Annotated in this window: 16 protein-coding genes; 13 read left to right on the top strand and 3 right to left on the bottom strand. The window is 69.4% G+C overall.

Annotated features, from left to right (window positions below; genetic code table 11):
• The first annotated feature begins 7 nt into the window (after positions 1-7).
• The 8 genes from FO470_RS04960 (at position 8) to FO470_RS04925 (ending at position 8,096) form a co-directional block, all read left to right on the top strand.
• Positions 8-2,488 (top strand): phage tail length tape measure family protein, encoded by a 2,481-nt coding sequence (locus tag FO470_RS04960; RefSeq protein WP_246659472.1) that lies wholly within the window; start codon positions 8-10, stop codon positions 2,486-2,488.
• Positions 2,412-2,678, top strand: coding sequence for a hypothetical protein (locus tag FO470_RS04955; RefSeq protein WP_144341765.1), 267 nt, complete (start codon positions 2,412-2,414; stop codon positions 2,676-2,678). Before FO470_RS04960 ends, FO470_RS04955 begins: the two co-directional genes overlap by 77 nt.
• 9 nt (positions 2,679-2,687) lie before the next feature.
• Positions 2,688-3,212, top strand: coding sequence for a DUF4326 domain-containing protein (locus tag FO470_RS04950; RefSeq protein WP_144341764.1), 525 nt, complete (start codon positions 2,688-2,690; stop codon positions 3,210-3,212).
• 92 nt (positions 3,213-3,304) lie between these two features.
• Positions 3,305-3,670: a hypothetical protein gene (locus tag FO470_RS04945; protein ID WP_246659471.1), complete on the top strand. Its 366-nt coding sequence runs from the start codon at positions 3,305-3,307 to the stop codon at positions 3,668-3,670.
• A complete protein-coding gene (locus tag FO470_RS04940) occupies positions 3,670-4,290 on the top strand; it encodes a nucleoside 2-deoxyribosyltransferase (protein WP_144341762.1) in 621 nt (206 codons plus the stop codon). Before FO470_RS04945 ends, FO470_RS04940 begins: the two co-directional genes overlap by 1 nt.
• Positions 4,287-4,568, top strand: coding sequence for a hypothetical protein (locus FO470_RS04935; protein ID WP_144341761.1), 282 nt, complete (start codon positions 4,287-4,289; stop codon positions 4,566-4,568). Before FO470_RS04940 ends, FO470_RS04935 begins: the two co-directional genes overlap by 4 nt.
• A complete protein-coding gene (locus FO470_RS04930) occupies positions 4,535-5,737 on the top strand; it encodes a site-specific integrase (RefSeq protein WP_144341760.1) in 1,203 nt (400 codons plus the stop codon). The genes FO470_RS04935 and FO470_RS04930 overlap by 34 nt, the downstream gene beginning before the upstream one ends.
• Before the next feature lie 160 nt (positions 5,738-5,897).
• Positions 5,898-8,096, top strand: a complete 2,199-nt coding sequence (locus tag FO470_RS04925; RefSeq protein ID WP_186291831.1) for a transglycosylase domain-containing protein — start codon at positions 5,898-5,900, stop codon at positions 8,094-8,096.
• A 252-nt stretch (positions 8,097-8,348) separates the two neighbouring features.
• Here FO470_RS04925 and FO470_RS04920 read toward each other — a convergent pair whose 3' ends face one another.
• Both FO470_RS04920 and FO470_RS04915 read right to left on the bottom strand, forming a co-directional pair.
• Positions 8,349-9,113, bottom strand: a complete 765-nt coding sequence (locus tag FO470_RS04920) for a M48 family metallopeptidase (protein WP_144341758.1) — start codon at positions 9,111-9,113, stop codon at positions 8,349-8,351.
• A gap of 123 nt (positions 9,114-9,236) precedes the next feature.
• A complete protein-coding gene (locus FO470_RS04915; protein ID WP_144341757.1) occupies positions 9,237-9,737 on the bottom strand; it encodes a GcrA family cell cycle regulator in 501 nt (166 codons plus the stop codon).
• Positions 9,738-10,128: 391 nt separating this feature from the next.
• On the opposite strand from FO470_RS04915, the gene FO470_RS04910 reads away from it, so the two are divergent.
• The 5 genes from FO470_RS04910 to FO470_RS04890 all read left to right on the top strand — a co-directional run bounded on the left by FO470_RS04910 (position 10,129) and on the right by FO470_RS04890 (position 14,608).
• Positions 10,129-10,503, top strand: a complete 375-nt coding sequence (locus tag FO470_RS04910; RefSeq protein ID WP_244616862.1) for a GCG_CRPN prefix-to-repeats domain-containing protein — start codon at positions 10,129-10,131, stop codon at positions 10,501-10,503.
• Positions 10,504-10,529: 26 nt separating this feature from the next.
• Complete coding sequence (locus FO470_RS04905; protein WP_144341756.1) at positions 10,530-11,036, top strand: Spy/CpxP family protein refolding chaperone; 507 nt, start codon at positions 10,530-10,532, stop codon at positions 11,034-11,036.
• A 186-nt stretch (positions 11,037-11,222) separates the two neighbouring features.
• A complete protein-coding gene (locus tag FO470_RS04900; protein ID WP_144341755.1) occupies positions 11,223-12,431 on the top strand; it encodes an aspartate aminotransferase family protein in 1,209 nt (402 codons plus the stop codon).
• Positions 12,428-13,375, top strand: coding sequence for an ornithine carbamoyltransferase (gene argF, locus FO470_RS04895; protein ID WP_144341754.1), 948 nt, complete (start codon positions 12,428-12,430; stop codon positions 13,373-13,375). Before FO470_RS04900 ends, argF begins: the two co-directional genes overlap by 4 nt.
• A gap of 201 nt (positions 13,376-13,576) precedes the next feature.
• Positions 13,577-14,608 (top strand): Hsp33 family molecular chaperone, encoded by a 1,032-nt coding sequence (locus tag FO470_RS04890; RefSeq protein WP_144341753.1) that lies wholly within the window; start codon positions 13,577-13,579, stop codon positions 14,606-14,608.
• Positions 14,609-14,768: 160 nt separating this feature from the next.
• Here the strand turns inward: FO470_RS04890 and argE are convergent, their stop codons facing one another.
• The gene (argE, locus tag FO470_RS04885) at positions 14,769-15,932 is read right to left on the bottom strand and encodes an acetylornithine deacetylase (RefSeq protein WP_144341752.1); all 1,164 of its coding nucleotides are present in this window, start codon (positions 15,930-15,932) and stop codon (positions 14,769-14,771) included.
• Positions 15,933-16,015: the final 83 nt, after the last annotated feature.

Raw genomic sequence — 16,015 nt, 5'->3', positions numbered from 1 at the left:
GGCATCGATGGCCATCACCGTCGAGCAGATCCGGCGCGTCGTCACGCAGTATGAGAGCCGTGGTGCCGACAAGGCCGCCGCGGATCTCAATGCGGTGTCGAGCGCGCAGGGCAATGTCGCGCGCACCGGGGCGACCATGGCAACCGTCACCGACACGGTGACCAAGCGACAGCTCGATGCCGGCCGCGCCGCCGATACGATCCGTCGGAAGTATGACGAGGAGTTCCGCACGCTCCAGACGCTCGCGCGGGAGCATCAGCGTCTCGATAGGGCGAAGCAGACGGGGCGGCTCACCGCAGAGGACTACAGCCGCACGCTCGACCTGATGCACGCCAAGCTGGGCGTGGTCAGCCAGGCGCAGGCGGAAGCCACCCGGCGCGTGCAGCAGGAAACCCGCGCCATCGAGGAGGCCGCGGCAGCGCAGCAGCGCTACGCTACGCTGCTCGGCGTGCGGGATGATTTCGGCACGGAGGCCCGGGCGGCGGACATCGCCGCCTTTGCGCAGGAGTATGACCGTTACATCGCCAAGCTGGTCGCGGCGAAGAATGCCGAGCAGGATCTCGCCAGGACACGGGCGGCGAGCGCTCAGACATCGATCAACGAACGCCTTGGGGTGCGCGACGACTTCGGCACGGAGGCCCGGGCGGCGGACATCGCCGCCTTCGCCCGCGAGTACGAGCACTATGTGGCGACGCTGGTAGCCGCGCGGAAGGCGGAGGATGATCTCGCGCGCTCACGGGCGGCGAACGCACAGACCTCGATCAATCAGCGCCTCGGCGTGCGGGATGATTTCGGTTCGACGGCGCGCGCCGCCGACATTGCGGCGGTCGGCGACGAGATCCAGCGGCTGCGGGAGAAATATGTGCCGCTGACGGCGCTTCAGCGGCAGTACCGGCAGACGCTCGAGGAGATCAATCAGGCGGCCAAGGTCGGCATCCTCACCGAGGTGCAGCGTGCCGACGCCGTTGCCCGCACGAAGACCGTGTTCGCTGAACAGGTTGTCGCCATGCGCGGCGTGCAGGAGGCGACAGGCCGGGTGCGGCTCGCCGGCCACGATCTTGCGAACCTGTCCTATCAACTGAACGACGTTTTCACGATGATGGCGATGGGCGCCCCGCCCATGCAGATCGTGGCGTCGCAGCTGGGCCAGATCTACCAGATCCTCGCCGGTCAGCAGGGTGGCGTCGTCGGCGGTCTCAAGGCCCTCGGCGGCTCTATCGCCGGGCTCGTCACGCCGGCGGGCGCGGCCGTGACCGCCGTTGCTGCAATCGGCGTTGCGGCCGTCGCCTCTTATGGCAGCTGGCTCGCCGGCGAGAAGCAGTTGCAGGCTGCTCTGCAGGGCCGGGGGCGGGCAACCGCCGCGACGGTCGACGAGCTGAATGAAATCGCCCTTGCCGCTGCTGATGCTACGGACGCGACCGTCGGCGAAGCGCGGGAGATCGTGGCAGCGCTTACCTCGACAGGAAAAGTCGGCGTCGATTTCTATGAGGGGCTTGTCGGTGCCACCAAGCAGTATGCGGCGGTCACGCAGCAAGAACTATCGGCGGCATCGGCCGAGATCGCGGCGGCCTTCGCTGACCCGGCCAAGGGTGCGGAGGATCTCAACAAGAAGCTGCTGTTTCTCGACGGAACGACGCTTCGTTATATCCGCGACCTTGCGACCAGTAACCGTACCCACGAGGCGGCGGCTGTCCTGCTTCAGCGGCTGACACAGACGCTCCCGCCGGCGGCGGAGAATCTGACGCTGTTAGGGCGGGCATGGCTGTCGGTCCGCAACATGGCATCCGATGCCTACGCTGCCATGGGTAGGGGCGTCGATGCGTTGCTTTCCGGGCCTTCCCTCGACGAACGGATTGCGACGGCCGAAGGTCAATTGCGCGATCTGGAAGGTGTGCAGGCCCGAAGCGGGCAGTATGGGTACTCCTACGACGAGGTACTCAAGCGACAGCGCGAGCTGAATACCGAGCTGTCGAAGCTCTACGCTGACCGCGCGCTTATCGAGGCACAGGGCGTCAGAACCGCCCGAAACGTCCTCGATCAGGAAGCGCGCGCCATTCTCGGATCGCGAGATCCTCGCATCGAGCAGGTCCTGACCTTGCAGAAGGAGCAGGCCAAACTGCGGGAGGCGCTTGCCGCCGGTGTCGGCGATGGCGCGGCGCAGGAGGCCGCGCTTCAAGGCATCACCAATCAGATTCGGTCCATGACCGATGCTTACGGGAACCTGATCCCGCAGGCCGAGGCCGTGCGGCGCGAGCAGGAACTGCAGAACGCTCTTGCGACGGCGACGACACCGGCACAGCGGGCGGCCGCGTCCGCTGCTCTGGAGCGCTTTCGTGCGGAGGCAGAAGGAGCCGACAATGCGACGGCGTCCGCAAAGGCGAAGCGATCTGCGCCGGCATGGAGGCCGCAGAGTGAGTACGCCGGCGATTTCCCCTTGGACCGAAGAACTGTTCGTCGACGACGGCGAGACGGGCGTTTCGCTCATTGACTTCGGTAATGCCATCTCCGTCTGGCAATTCATGCAGCAGGGCCGCGACGTATCAGTTGCCGAGGCCGCGACCACGTTCAACACTTCGCCTGACGTGGTCCGACGCGCAGTCCGCGAGCATTACTGGCTCTTCCTGAACCCGGATGACGCGGACCCCTCCCAGCAAATCATTGATCAGGACGGTGAATGATGGCTCGCGATGGTCGGTGAAGCGAGGCGTCTTCCGCGCAGGGTGCAGCTGGGCAAGTCGGGCGAGCGAACGCTTGTGCCGGCTGGCGCGGTCCGCGTTGATCGGGCGACCAGATGGCGTCCTCCGTTCTGGACCGATCATCACTACGTCGATCTGGTGTTGCGCGGGCGTCAATGGGTGGACGATCGTCAGCATCGCCTTGCCATGCTCGCCGAGGCATATCGCGACTGGCTGATGGGCGGTCTGACCTCGAAGGTTTCCTGGTGGTGCTACACTCCAGACGCACTACAGCGCGCCCTACCCGCTCCTCCTGCCATCGAGGAAATCGAGTATCGGCTTCGAGGCCGCAATCTTGCTGACTGGCCACCGTTGGGATGGCCGTGCGCTGGCGACGTCCTGCTCTCCATCGCCAACCGGCAACCTGACGGCAGCCTCTTCCCGACCCCGTCCGATGCGTTCAAGCCGCGTCTCCGCCCGATCACGAGCGATCAGCGTCGGAAGGAAAACTACTGGATATCGAAGTTCGGACGCTGACCATGGCATGGCGCATAGACACCGGAATCCGCCCTAGGCTCAAAGGTCCGCGCGCGAAAAACGAGCGGAAGTCCCGGCCGCCGCGCGGTCGAATGGAGGATCCTGCGCATCTGAAGCTGATACGCCAATTGCCGTGCCTGGTGAGCGGTCGAGCTCCCGCCGGCGAGGCGGCACACATCCGGTATGCAAGCGCCCTCTATGGCAAGTCCGTCACCGGAACCGGCATCAAGCCGGACGATAAATGGGCAGTCCCGCTCTGCGCCTGGTTCCACACCGTGAGCTCGGACGCGCAGCACAGGCATGGTGAGGAAGGCTGGTGGGAGGAGCGCGACATCAATCCGCTTCTCGTCGCCTCCCAGCTGTACAGCGCCTCGGTCGCTTTGCGAGCGGCAAAGGTCCTGGAGCCGGATATCATCGCGGCCCTTTCCCGCATCGTGCTGGACGCAAGGAGCGCCTGATGCCCGCCTCTCAATGCACCAAGCGTCCGCGTCTCTACCTCGCCGGCCCCGAAGTCTTCCGCCCCGACGCGCTCGCAGAAGGCAGACGACTGAAGGAAGCCGCCGCGCGCCTCGGCGCCGAGGGCATCTATCCGCTCGACGGCGGGGCGCTGTTCAGCGCCGGAGAGATCAAGCGCCGCTGCCGCGACATGATAGACGAGGCCGATGTCGTGGTGGCGAACATCTCGCCCTTCCGGGGTCACCATATGGACCCAGGCACCGCGTGGGAGATCGGCTATGCCGAAGCCCGCCGCAAGGAGGTGCACCTGTGGTCGTCGGACCCTCGCACCCTGCGCCTGCGCATCCCCGGCGAACTCGGCATTGGCGAGGTGCATCTCGAATGGCGGGACGCCGACGGCCATCTGGTCGAGGATTTCGACCTGCAGGAAAACTTGATGATCACCGCCGAGGGCGGCCACGTCTGGTCCACGCCAGAGGAAGCCATGCAGGCGGCCGTCGAGAGCGTGCAGCGCGCCCAGTTCGCATACGCTGGCCGGCGTCGCCTGCTTTGGGTGTCCCTCGCCATGTTCGGCTTCGTCGCGGCTGCGAGCCTGCTTATCAGCATGGCGCGGGCGCCATGAAGCGCGCCGTCCGTGAAATGCCCCTCTATCCATCCGAGGCGGAGATAGCCCGCGAATTGCTGGGGCCGAACCGCGCCGGGGAATGGCGAGGCCTCGCGGCCCTTCTGGAACGCAAGGGCCTCCCGACGGTCGATCCGCTCTTCGGCGGCCGCTACTGGCCGGCGGTCAAGGCCTATCTCGACCGCCGCGCCGGACTTGTTAACGTGGCGGTCCCGTCCGTTCCGGACGGCGAGGAGAACTGGTCATGTCTGAACGAAGGCTCCCGACGCCAGGCCTGAAATGGCGTCGTCGCAAGGCCGGGCCACCGGCAGCCTATTGGATCGCCCCGACCGAGATGGTGCGCAAGGGGTTCACCCCTAAATCCGTGCCCATCCACTACGATGCCACCGACCCACACTTCATGATTGGCATCAGCGATCGTTGCCGAGCGCTGACGTCACAGATGCGGGAATTCGCAGCCCAGCCGGACAACCGGCCAGCACTGCGCTTCGACGGCACCATAGGCTCGCTGGTCGACATCTACATCAGCGACCCGGAAAGCCCGTTCTTCCGGCTCAAGGCATCGACGCGCATTCCCTATCTGCACTATTCCCGCCTCATCATCGAGACGATCGGGGCACGGCGCATCACCGATTGCGATGGCCGCGACGCCCGGCGCTGGTTCGATGCTTGGTCGACCGGCGGCAAACTCGCCAAGGCGAACACCTGCATCGCCATCCTGAAGTCCGCGCTCGGCTTCGGCATCATGTGCCGACACCGTGGCTGTCCCGATCTACGGGAAATCATCGGCGTGATGCAGTTCGAAAAGCCGGCGCCCCGCCGCAGCGCTCCCGCCGCGGCGCACATCGTCGCCCTGCGCGGGGCCGCGCACGCCGAAGGGCACCCGGCAATAGCCTTGGCGGTCGCGCTGCAGTTCGAAACGATGCAGCGCCTGTGGGATGTCGCCGGCCATTGGTTGCCCCTCTCCGATCCGGAGCCGTCGACGGTCATACGCGGGCGCGCGAAATGGGTCGGCCCGCAGTGGTCGAATGTGTCGGATTCCATGATCCTGCGCTGGCAGCCGGGCAAGACCAGCCGGACCACCGGCATTACCATCGAATGCGATCTGAAGCTCTGCCCCATGGTGATGCAAGAGATTGCGCGCATACCACAGGAAGACCGCAGCGGCCCGTTGATCCGGCACCCGAAGGGGCACCCCTACCCCCAACGCGACTTCCAGCGCACGTTCCGGACGATCGCCACGAAAGCCGGCTGGCCGGCGAGCATGTGGTGCCGGGACATCCGCGCCGGCGGCATCACCGACGCTCGCGCGAGCGGCGTGCTGCTGGAAGACGCCGCCAAGGCGGCTGGGCACTCCGACACCCGGACGACAGCGCGGATTTATGACCGCGGCACGCTAGAGGCTCACCGCCGTGTGGCGGCGGCCCGCACCAAGAACAACCCCTGAACAAATCGGGGAACGCGCCCGGGAACGCCGGGAACGTTTTGGCGCTAGAGCGTTGAAATTGCTCGCGCGACACACAAAGGCCTTTTAACGCCCCCTTAAACGACGCGATTTAGGGTTCGTTTACCGGTTGTTACGGGGTGCCCTGCGGGGCGGGGTTTTCATGTTTGGACGGCGAGGCGAGAGGGAGCGGCGCGAGCCGGTGCTGGATGCACCCGGCGGTAGGGGCGACCTGCGCCTGAGCGCCGACGACCGCCCGACCCTCGCCACCGCTCCACTCGCCCGCGAGCGGGCCTCCGGCAAGCCGGAGCGACGCAAGGGAAGCGGCAGCGGCAAGGGTGGCGGTTCCTCGGGCAACGGTTCCTCGGGCGCCGCGCGCGGGGGCTCCTCGGGCGGCGGTTCCGGCGGCAAGCGCCGCCGGTCCTCGAAGCGCGGCGGCCTCGGGCTCGTCATCTACTGGGGCATCGTGCTCGGCATATGGGCCGTCATCGGGCTCATCGGCCTGATCGTCTACGAGGCGAGCCAGCTTCCCCCGATCCAGAACCTCGCCATTCCCGAGCGCCCACCCACCGTCATCATCCAGGGCGCCGACGGCAAGACCATCGCCACGCGCGGCGAGATGGGCGGCACCAACGTGCCGCTGCGGGCGCTGCCGCCCTATCTGCCACAGGCTTTCGTGGCCATCGAGGACCGGCGCTTCTACGCGCATTTCGGGCTCGACCCGATGGGCCTGGTGCGCGCGGTCTTCGTCAACCTCACCTCGGGCCGGCTGCGCGAGGGCGGCTCGACGCTGACCCAGCAGCTCGCCAAGAACCTGTTCCTGACGCAGGAGCGCACGCTCTCGCGCAAGGTGCAGGAGCTCATCCTCTCGATCTGGCTGGAGACGAAATACTCCAAGAACGAAATCCTCGAACTCTACATGAACCGCGTCTATTTCGGCGCCGGCGCCTATGGCGTCGAGGCCGCGGCGCAGCGCTATTTCGGCAAGTCGGCCCGGCAGGTGACGCTCTCGGAAGCGGCGATGCTGGCCGGCCTCGTCAAGTCGCCCTCCTCGCTCGCCCCCACCCGCAACCTCGAAGGGGCGCAGGCGCGCGCCGAGGTGGTGCTGGCGGCCATGCAGGAGGCCGGCTTCATCACCCCCGAGATGCGCCAGACCGCGCTCGCCCGGCCGGCGACGCTGGCCAAGGCGCAGGGACCGGATTCCTTCGGCTACGTCGCCGACTGGGTGATGGAGCAGATCAAGTCCATGGTCGGGCCGATCGAGCAGGATCTCGTCGTCCAGACCACCGTCGACCCGGCGCTGCAGGCCGCCGCCGACAAGGCGCTGAAGGACGCGCTGGCCAAGAGCGGCAAGAAGCTCGGCGTCGAGCAGGGCGCCATCGTGCTGATGGACACCGACGGCGGCGTGCGCGCGCTGGTCGGCGGGCGCTCCTATGAGGAGAGCCAGTACAACCGCGCGGTGACGGCGCGACGCCAGCCGGGCTCGGCCTTCAAGCCCTTCGTCTACCTCACCGCCATGGAGCGCGGCCTCACCCCGGAGACGGTGCGCGAGGACGCCCCGCTGCAGATCAAGGGATGGAAGCCGGAGAACTTCTCCCGCGAGTATCGCGGCGCGGTGGACCTGAAGACCGCTCTCGCGCTTTCGCTGAACACGGTGGCGGTGCGCCTCGCGCTGGAGGTCGGCCCCGACGAGGTGGTGAAGACCGCCCACCGGCTGGGCATCGGCTCGAAGCTGGAGCCCAACGCCTCCATTGCGCTCGGCACCTCGGAAGTCTCGGTGCTGGAGATGGCGAGCGCCTACGCGCCCTTCGCCAATGGCGGCGTCGGCATCACCCCGCATGTCATCGAGCGGGTGCGCGACAAGGGCGGCAAGGTGCTGTTCTCCTACGCGCAGCCGAGCCGCGGCATGGTGATGGCGCCCCCGCACGTGGCGATGATCAACCGCATGCTGCGCGAGACGCTGGTCACCGGCACGGCGCGCCGCGCCGACCTGCCGGGCTGGCCGGCGGCGGGCAAGACCGGCACCAGCCAGGATTACCGCGACGCCTGGTTCGTCGGCTACACCGGCCGCTTCATCACCAGCGTCTGGCTCGGCAACGACGATTCTTCGCCGACCAAGAAGGCCGGCGGCTCCGGGCTGCCGGTGGAGATCTGGAGCCAGGTGATGAAGGCCGCGCACAAGGACATGCCGATCATCGCGCTGCCCGGCGCCGGCCTGGAGCAGCCCGGCGGGCCCGGCGCGCTGCCGCCCGGCGACGTGCCGGAGGACCCGGTCGTCACCGGCGGCCCGCAGGCCGCCCCGGCGGCGCCACGCCCCGGCCTCGACAACTGGCTGCTCGACAAGCTGTTCGGGCGGGGGTGAGCGGCTCCCGCTTCGCCTCTCCCGTGGGAGAGGGGTCGACCGCGCAGCGGTCGGGCGACGATCCGGATCGGCCTGCGGCTTTCCGCGGGGATGGCAGCCGAGAATGGAACACCGTCATGCCCGGGCTTGGCCGGGCATCCACGACTTCCCCCGGTCCAGAGACGTGGATGGCCGGGACAAGCCCGGCCATGACGACAGCCAACAGCGCGGCCTTCCTCTGCATTCCCTCCCATTGGGAGGGGGAGCAAGCTCCTACTCCGCCCCGTAGCGGTGCAGCGCCGGGCCGTGCTTCTTCAGCCAGAGTTCGGCGGCGTCGCGCGCGGGGAACAGCCGGTCCACCGTCGCCCAGAAGCGCGGGCCGTGGTTCATCTCGCGCCGGTGCGCGACCTCGTGCGCGGCGAGATAGTCCAGCACCTCCGGCGGGGCGAGGATCAGTCGCCAGGAAAAGGACAGCGCCCCGGTGCCCGAGCACGAGCCCCAGCGGCTCGCCGTGTCGCGCAGGGTGACGCGGGCGATGGAGACGCCGAGCGCCTGGGCGTGGCGGTGCGCCGCCGCGACGATGTCCTTGCGCGCCTCGCGCCGCAGATAATCGCCGACGCGGCGCGCCACATGCGCCGGATCGCCGGCGACATAGAGCGCCGGCTCGCCCTCCTCCGCCCCGGTCCACACCGTGCCGCGCATGCCGGAACGGTGGACGATGCGGTGCGGCACGCCGCGCAGCGGGATCACTGCGCCGGGCGTGAAGGCCACCACCTCCGGCAGGCGGGCGAGCCGCGTCTCCACCCAGCCGGCGTGGCGCCGCGCGAAGTCGAACGCCTCGCGCAGCGTGCCGCGCGCCGGGATGGTGAGCACGACGTCGCGCGAGGCCGCCCGCACCCGCAGCGTGTAGCGGCGGGCACGCGGATTGCGGCGGAGCTGGACGAGAACCTCCTCCGCGCTCAGGCGCAGCCAGAAATGGCCGGGCTCGGCATCGGCGGGCGTCTGGCGTCGCGAGGGCTGGGAGGCGCGGAAGAGCATGGGACGACCGGGCCGGTAAAGTTGGTCCCAATTATGGCGCCGGGCGTCCCGGAGCCACCATCGTCATGCGCCGTAACCGCGCGGATCCGTGTCCGCGGGCACGGCCATCCGGCACGCGGGCGCTCAGCGCGCGACGCGGCGGCGGTTGCGGTCCTGCACCGGCTGGTAGGCGATGCGGGAATGATAGGCGCAATAGGGCAGGCCGGTCTTGGTGCGGCTGCCGCAGTAGAAGAAGTCGGCCTTGCCGGGCTCGCCGACCGGCCAGCGGCAGGTGAACTCGGTGAGGTCGAGAATGGTGCAGCGCTCGGCCATCGGGATCACGTTGGCGATCGGATCCGGAAGCTCCTCCGGCTCCGGCTCGATGACCGGGCGGATCACCGGCGCCAGCGCCGTGTTGCCGTGCACCACCGGGCGCATGCTGGCGGCGGCCGCCGGACGCGGCTTGCGGGCGCGCGGCGCCGCCGAGGCAACCGCCTTGGCGCGGCCCGACAGGCCGAGCCGGTGGACCTTGCCGATGACGGCATTGCGGGTGACGCCGCCGAGCTCGGCCGCGATCTGGCTCGCCGAGAGCCCGTCCGACCAGAGTTTCTTGAGCAGCTCGACGCGCTCGTCCGTCCAGTTCATCGCTGTACCTCCTTCGCGCTGCCGACCGAGAGACGGAATCCCTCACCCCTCCGGCCTGGAACACCCGACCGGGTTACACGTCGCAAACGCCACTAGGGAATGCCGCCGCACGAGATGTCGTATCTGACTGGGGGGAGGCTACAATATGCGCAGACTCGCCGCGAGTAGGTTCACGTCCGAAACGATCGTTTTCCCCAGCTAGAGTCCCCGCTGCAACAGTGCGACTCCAAGCTGAGTCGGATCAACGGCTTGCACCCGCGCCTCCGGGGCGGTCCGGGCGTGGAGGGGATGGAACGGAGCCGGAACGGGCCTACCCCTTCGGGGAATTGTCGCCTCCGGAGCCGCATGTCTCCATGGCGCCGCTTCCTTTCAGTCCACCCCGGAGAAGCCCATGACGCCGCACTCCGCCACCCGCCCCGCACGGGCCGGGCGTCCCCTCGCCTGCGCGCTGCTCGCCGTTCTCGGCGGCGCGTTTCTGTCCCTTCCGGCCTCGGCCGCTCCCCTCGCCCCGGCGCTGCCGGAAGCCGGCTCGCTGGCGACGCCCGTCGCCCAGGGCTGCGGCTTCGGCGCCTGGCGCGGGCCGTGGGGCGGCTGTCGCGACACGCCCTATGTCGGCCCCCTGCCCGGCGGCGGCTTCGCCGCCCCGGCCGGGGCGCCGGTCTATCTGGGCAATGGCTGCCCGGCCGGCTTCTGGCGCGGGCCGTGGGGCAATTGCCGCGACACCCCCTATCACGGCCCGCTGCCCGGCGGCGGCTACCAGCCCTGATCGCTCGCGCTAACGGAGACATCCCCATGATACGTCCGATCTCTCTGGCGACGCTCGCGACCGTGCTCGCCCTCTCCACCGCCGCGCATGCCCAGGCGCCCGCCGCGCCGCCGGTCGCCGACGCGCCCCCGCCGCTGGTCGACCTCTACAGCGACGAGGACGCCCAGGCGGCGCTCGACGCCCGCCTGCTGGCGCTGAAGACGGTGATCCGCCTCACCCCCGAGCAGGAGAAGCTCTGGACTCCGCTGGAAGCCGCGTTGCGGCAGGCGTCGAAGGACGCGGGCGAGCGCGCCGCCGCGCGCGTCAAGGCGACGGCCGCCGGAAGCTTCCTCGACGTGCTCGAACGCCTCGCCGACGCGGAAGCCTCGCGGGCGCAGGACCTGAAGACCATCGTCGCCGCCGCCAGGCCGCTGGTCGCCGCGCTGAACGTCGAGCAACAGCGCCGCATCCCGGCCTTCCTCGGCATGACCGACCAGGCCGGCCAGCCCCAGCCGACGCTGGAACTCTGGATCTTCGAGGCGGAACAGGAATAAGGGGCCGCGAGCGGCCCGCGAGCCCGGCGGCAAATCGCCCGCCGCCGGGCTCGGCAATATTGACCGCAAGCCCTCATTCTATAAAATCCACAGCATCGGGTGCCGCCCCCGCAAGGGCGGCACGTTTCGTTTTTGGACCCGGCGCAGCCCGCGCGGCGCGTCGAAGTTGAGAGAGGGAGGGGCGACGTGATCACCCCCATCCTGCCGACCTATAATCGTGTCGACCTCGTTTTCGAGCGGGGCGAAGGGGCCTGGCTGTTCACGAAGGACGGCCAGCGATATCTCGACTTCACCGCCGGCATCGCGGTCAACGTGCTGGGCCACGCCCATCCTCATCTCGTCGCCGCCCTGACCGAGCAGGCCGGCAAGCTCTGGCACCTGTCCAACATCTTCCGCATCGAGGGTGGCGAGCGCCTTGCCGCGCGCCTCGTCGAGGCGACCTTCGCCGACACGATGTTCTTCACCAATTCGGGTGCGGAAGCGCTGGAGTGCGCCATCAAGATGGCGCGCAAGTACCATTCGGTGAGCGGCCATCCCGAGCGCTACCGCATCATCACCTTCGAGGGCGCCTTCCACGGCCGCACGCTGGCGACCATCGCCGCCGGCGGCAACCCGAAATATCTGGAAGGCTTCGGCCCGGCCATGCCGGGCTTCGACCAGGTACCGTTCGGCGACCTCGAGGCGGTGAAGGCCGCCATCGGCCCGGAGACCGGCGCCATCCTGATCGAGCCCGTGCAGGGCGAGGGCGGCGTGCGCACGGCACCGTGGGCCTTCTTGCGCGCGCTGCGCCAGCTCTGCGACGAGAAGGGCCTGCTGCTCATCCTCGACGAGGTGCAGTGCGGCGTCGGGCGCACCGGCAAGTTCTTCGCCCATGAATGGGCCGGCATCACGCCGGACATCATGGCGGTCGCCAAGGGCATCGGCGGCGGCTTTCCGGTCGGCGCCTGCCTCGCCACCGAAGAGGCGGCCAAGGGCATGACCGCCGGCACGCACGGCTCCACCTATGGCGGCAACCCGCTCGCCATGAGCGTCGCCAACGCCGTGCTCGACGTGGTGCTGGCCGACGGCTTCCTCGACGGCGTGCTGGCCGCCACCACGCGGCTGCGCCAGAGGCTCGCCGAGCTGAAGGACCGCCATCCGGCGGTGATCGCCGAGGTGCGCGGCGAGGGCCTCCTCATCGGCCTGCGCACCGTGGTGCCGAACACCGACCTCATCGCCGCCATGCGCGAGGAGCACATGCTCGCCCCGGCGGCGTCGGAGAACGTGGTCCGGCTCCTGCCCCCGCTCACCATCGGGGAAGCGGAGATCGACGCGGCGTTCGACAGGCTCGACGCCGCCTGCACGAAGCTGGAACAGGGCCTGAAGGCCGATGCCGTGAAGGGAGCGGCGGCATGAACGCGAACAACGGGGCGGCGAGCGCCGCCGTGAAGCATTTCCTCGACCTCGACCTGCTGCCGGCCGACGAGCTGCGCGCGCTGATGGAGCTGTCGAAGGACCTGAAGAGCCGACGCCACGCGGTGGCGGTCGAAAAGCCCTTCGCCGGCAAGGTGCTGGCCATGGTGTTCGACCAGCCCTCCACCCGCACGCGCATCTCCTTCGACGTCGCCATGCGCCAGCTCGGCGGCGAGACGATCATGCTCACCGGCGCGGAAATGCAGCTCGGGCGCGGCGAGACCATCGCCGACACCGCCCGCGTGCTCTCGCGCTACGTGGACGCGATCATGATCCGCATCCTCGACCACGACGCCCTGGCCGAGCTGGCCGAGCACGCCACCGTGCCGGTGATCAACGGCCTGACGCGCAACTCCCATCCCTGCCAGATCATGGCGGACGTGATGACCTTCGAGGAGCACAAGGGGCCGATCCAGGGCCGCACCGTCGCCTGGACGGGCGACGCCAACAACGTGCTCGCCTCCTGGGTCCACGCGGCCCAGCGCTTCGACTTCGCGCTCAACATCGCCACCCCGCCCGAACTGTCGCCGCGCCCGGCGCTGATCAACTGGGCGCACCAGAACAGCGCCCGGGTGACGTTCGGCCACGACGCCGAGGCCGCGGTGGACGGCGCCGACTGCGTGGTCACCGATACCTGGGTGTCGATGGGCGACGCCGAATATGAGCGCCGGCACAACCTGCTGCGCCCCTACCAGGTCAACGGCGCGCTGATGCGCCGGGCCGCGCCCGACGCCATCTTCATGCACTGCCTGCCCGCGCATCGCGGCGAGGAAGTCACCGACGAGGTGATGGACGGGCCCCAGTCGGTGGTGTTCGACGAGGCGGAGAACCGCCTGCATGCCCAGAAGGGCATCCTCGCCTGGTGCCTGGAAGGCGCGGCGGCGTAGCCCGACCCCGCGCTCCACCCCGGAGCGCGGCTCCTTCCGGGACGCGGCGAAACGGGCGGAGAGCCGGCGGCGCCGCGTCCCGCGGCCCACGCGCGGCGGCCGCGTACTGCAGCAACGCCCTGCCGCCGATGACGGCGGCGGGGGAGGCCTGGCCCCTCGCAGAGTTCCCAACGCGCTCCTATATGGGCGGACGGAGCCGACATGACATCACAGACAGAAACCCAGAGCCGCTCGCCCGCCACGCATGCGGTGGACGACCGCGTCACCCCCTTCCACGTCGATGCGCTCGACGTGCGCGGGCGCCTCGTGCGCCTCGGCACGAGCCTCGACGCGGTGCTGGCCCACCACGACTACCCCGCGCCGGTGAAGCGCCTGCTCGGCGAGGCGGTGGCGCTGACCGTGCTTCTGGGCTCGACCCTGAAGATCAGCGGCCGCTTCATCCTGCAGACTCGCACGGACGGGCCGGTCGACCTGCTGGTGGTGGACTTCTCCGCCCCGCAGGACGTGCGCGCCTATGCCCGCTTCGACGCCGACAAGCTGGCCGAGATGCAGAAGGGGCTGGCGGCCGGCGCCGGCTTCGACAGCGGCGCGCTGCTCGGGCACGGCCATCTCGCCATGACCATCGACCAGGGCCTGAGCGTCAACCGCTATCAGGGCGTGGTGGCTCTGGAGGGCGAGGGGCTGGAGGCGGCCGCGCACCAGTATTTCGCCCAGTCCGAGCAGATCCCCACCCGCGTGCGGCTCGCCGTCGCCGAGGAGGTGCGCCCGGGCGGCGCCGCCTCGAGCTGGCGCGCCGGCGGGCTGATGGTGCAGTTCCTGCCGACCGAGGGCGGGCGCGTGCGCCCGGCCGACCTGCATCCGGGCGACGCCCCGGAGGGCACCGAGATTCCCGAGGCGGTCGAGGACGACGCCTGGGTGGAGACGCAGTCGCTGATCGGCACGCTGGAGGACATCGAGCTGGTCGACGCCGACCTGTCGAGCGAGCGGCTGCTGTTCCGCCTGTTCCACGAGCGCGGCGTGCGCGTCTTCGACGCCGAGAGCGTCGTCGCCAAATGCTCCTGCTCGCGCGAGCGGGTGGTGGGCGTGCTCGGCAGCTTCTCCCGCGAGGAGCGCGAGAGCCTCGTGGAGGACGGCAAGGTCTCGGTGACCTGCGAGTTCTGCGGGCGCACCTACGACTTCAAGGCCGAGGAGATCGTGGGCGGGGACGAGCCCGAGGCGGAAGCCGGGGCGTAAGCGCCCCTCCGCTCGCGCGACGTCGTCTTACGCGACGCCATTTTGCACGACGTGGATGGCCGGCCTCGTCCCTGCCGCCCGCGTCTTTCCGCCTGCGTCCAAGGCGTGGATGCCCGGATCAGGTCCGGGCATGACGGCGTTCTGCCGGTGGCCGTCGGCCCTACCCCGCGCACTCGGCGATCAGGCCCTTGAGGAAGCGCTCGCAGGCCCGCAACTGCGCCACCTCGATGAACTCGTCCGGCTTGTGCGCCTGGTCGATCGAGCCGGGCCCGCAGACGATGGTGGGAATGCCCTGCGCCTGGAAGTGCCCGCCCTCGGTGCCGTAGGCGACCGTGTAGGTGCGGTTCTGCCCGGCGAGGCGCAGCGCCAGCAGCTCGGCCTCCGAGCCGGTCTGCGGCGCCAGCGGCGGCACCTTGTAGATGAAGTCGGTGGTGATGGCGGCCTCCGGCGCGGTCTCCCGCAGCTTCGGCAGCACCACCTCGCGGCCGAAGCGCTCGAAGCGGTCGAGCAGCGCGTCCTCGTCGAAGCCCGGCAGGCCGCGCACGTTCCAGCGGATCGCGCAGTCGCGCGGCACGATGTTGCCGGCGGTGCCGCCCTGGATGACCGTAACCTGCACCGTGGTATTCGGCGGGTCGAAGCGGCCCGAGGGATCGCCGGCGGCGACCAGCTCGGCGCGGTAGCGGTCGAGCTCGCCGACCAGCTCGGCGGCGGCGAAGATGGCGTTGGCGCCGAGCTGCGGCATGGAGGAATGCGCCTCGCGGCCGGTCACCGTCGTCACATAGGCGATGCCGGACTTGTGGGCGTCCACCACCCGCATCGAGGTCGGCTCGCCGACGATGCAGGCGCGGGGCAAGGGAAGATCGACCCCCAGCCGGCGCACCGCCGGCACCACGCCGGTGCAGCCGACCTCCTCGTCATAGGAGACCAGCAGGTGGATGGGGGTGGAGAGCCGGCCGGCCGCCATGTCCGGCACCATGGCGAGGCAGGCGGCGATGAAGCCCTTCATGTCGCAGGAGCCGCGCCCATAGAGCCGGTCGTCCTTCGGCGTCAGGGTGAAGGGATCGGAGGTCCAGGGCTGGCCGTCCACCGGCACCACGTCCGAATGGCCGGACAGGCAGACGCCGCCGACGCCGGAAGGGCCGATGGTGGCGAACAGGCTCGCCTTGTCGCCGGCCTCGCTGGGCACCACAACGCTCTCGATGCCGAAGGCGGCGAGATAGTCGCGCACGAAGGCGATCAGCTCGAGGTTGGAGTTGCGGCTCGTGGTGTCGAAGGCGACCAGATAGGCAAGCAGTTCCTCGGTCGTCGTTCGTCCGGCCAGCATGATGGGTCCCCGTTTCGCTCAGGCGCCCAGCATAGAGGCTTCTGCCGCGTCGCCCAACTGGAGAATGCGCCAGATCGTTGAAT

This window comes from Ancylobacter moscoviensis (genome assembly GCF_007559435.1).
GTDB lineage: Bacteria > Pseudomonadota > Alphaproteobacteria > Rhizobiales > Xanthobacteraceae > Ancylobacter > Ancylobacter moscoviensis.
The sequence above is the reverse complement of the archived record's forward strand: the minus strand, read 5'-3'. Positions and strand labels throughout refer to the sequence as shown.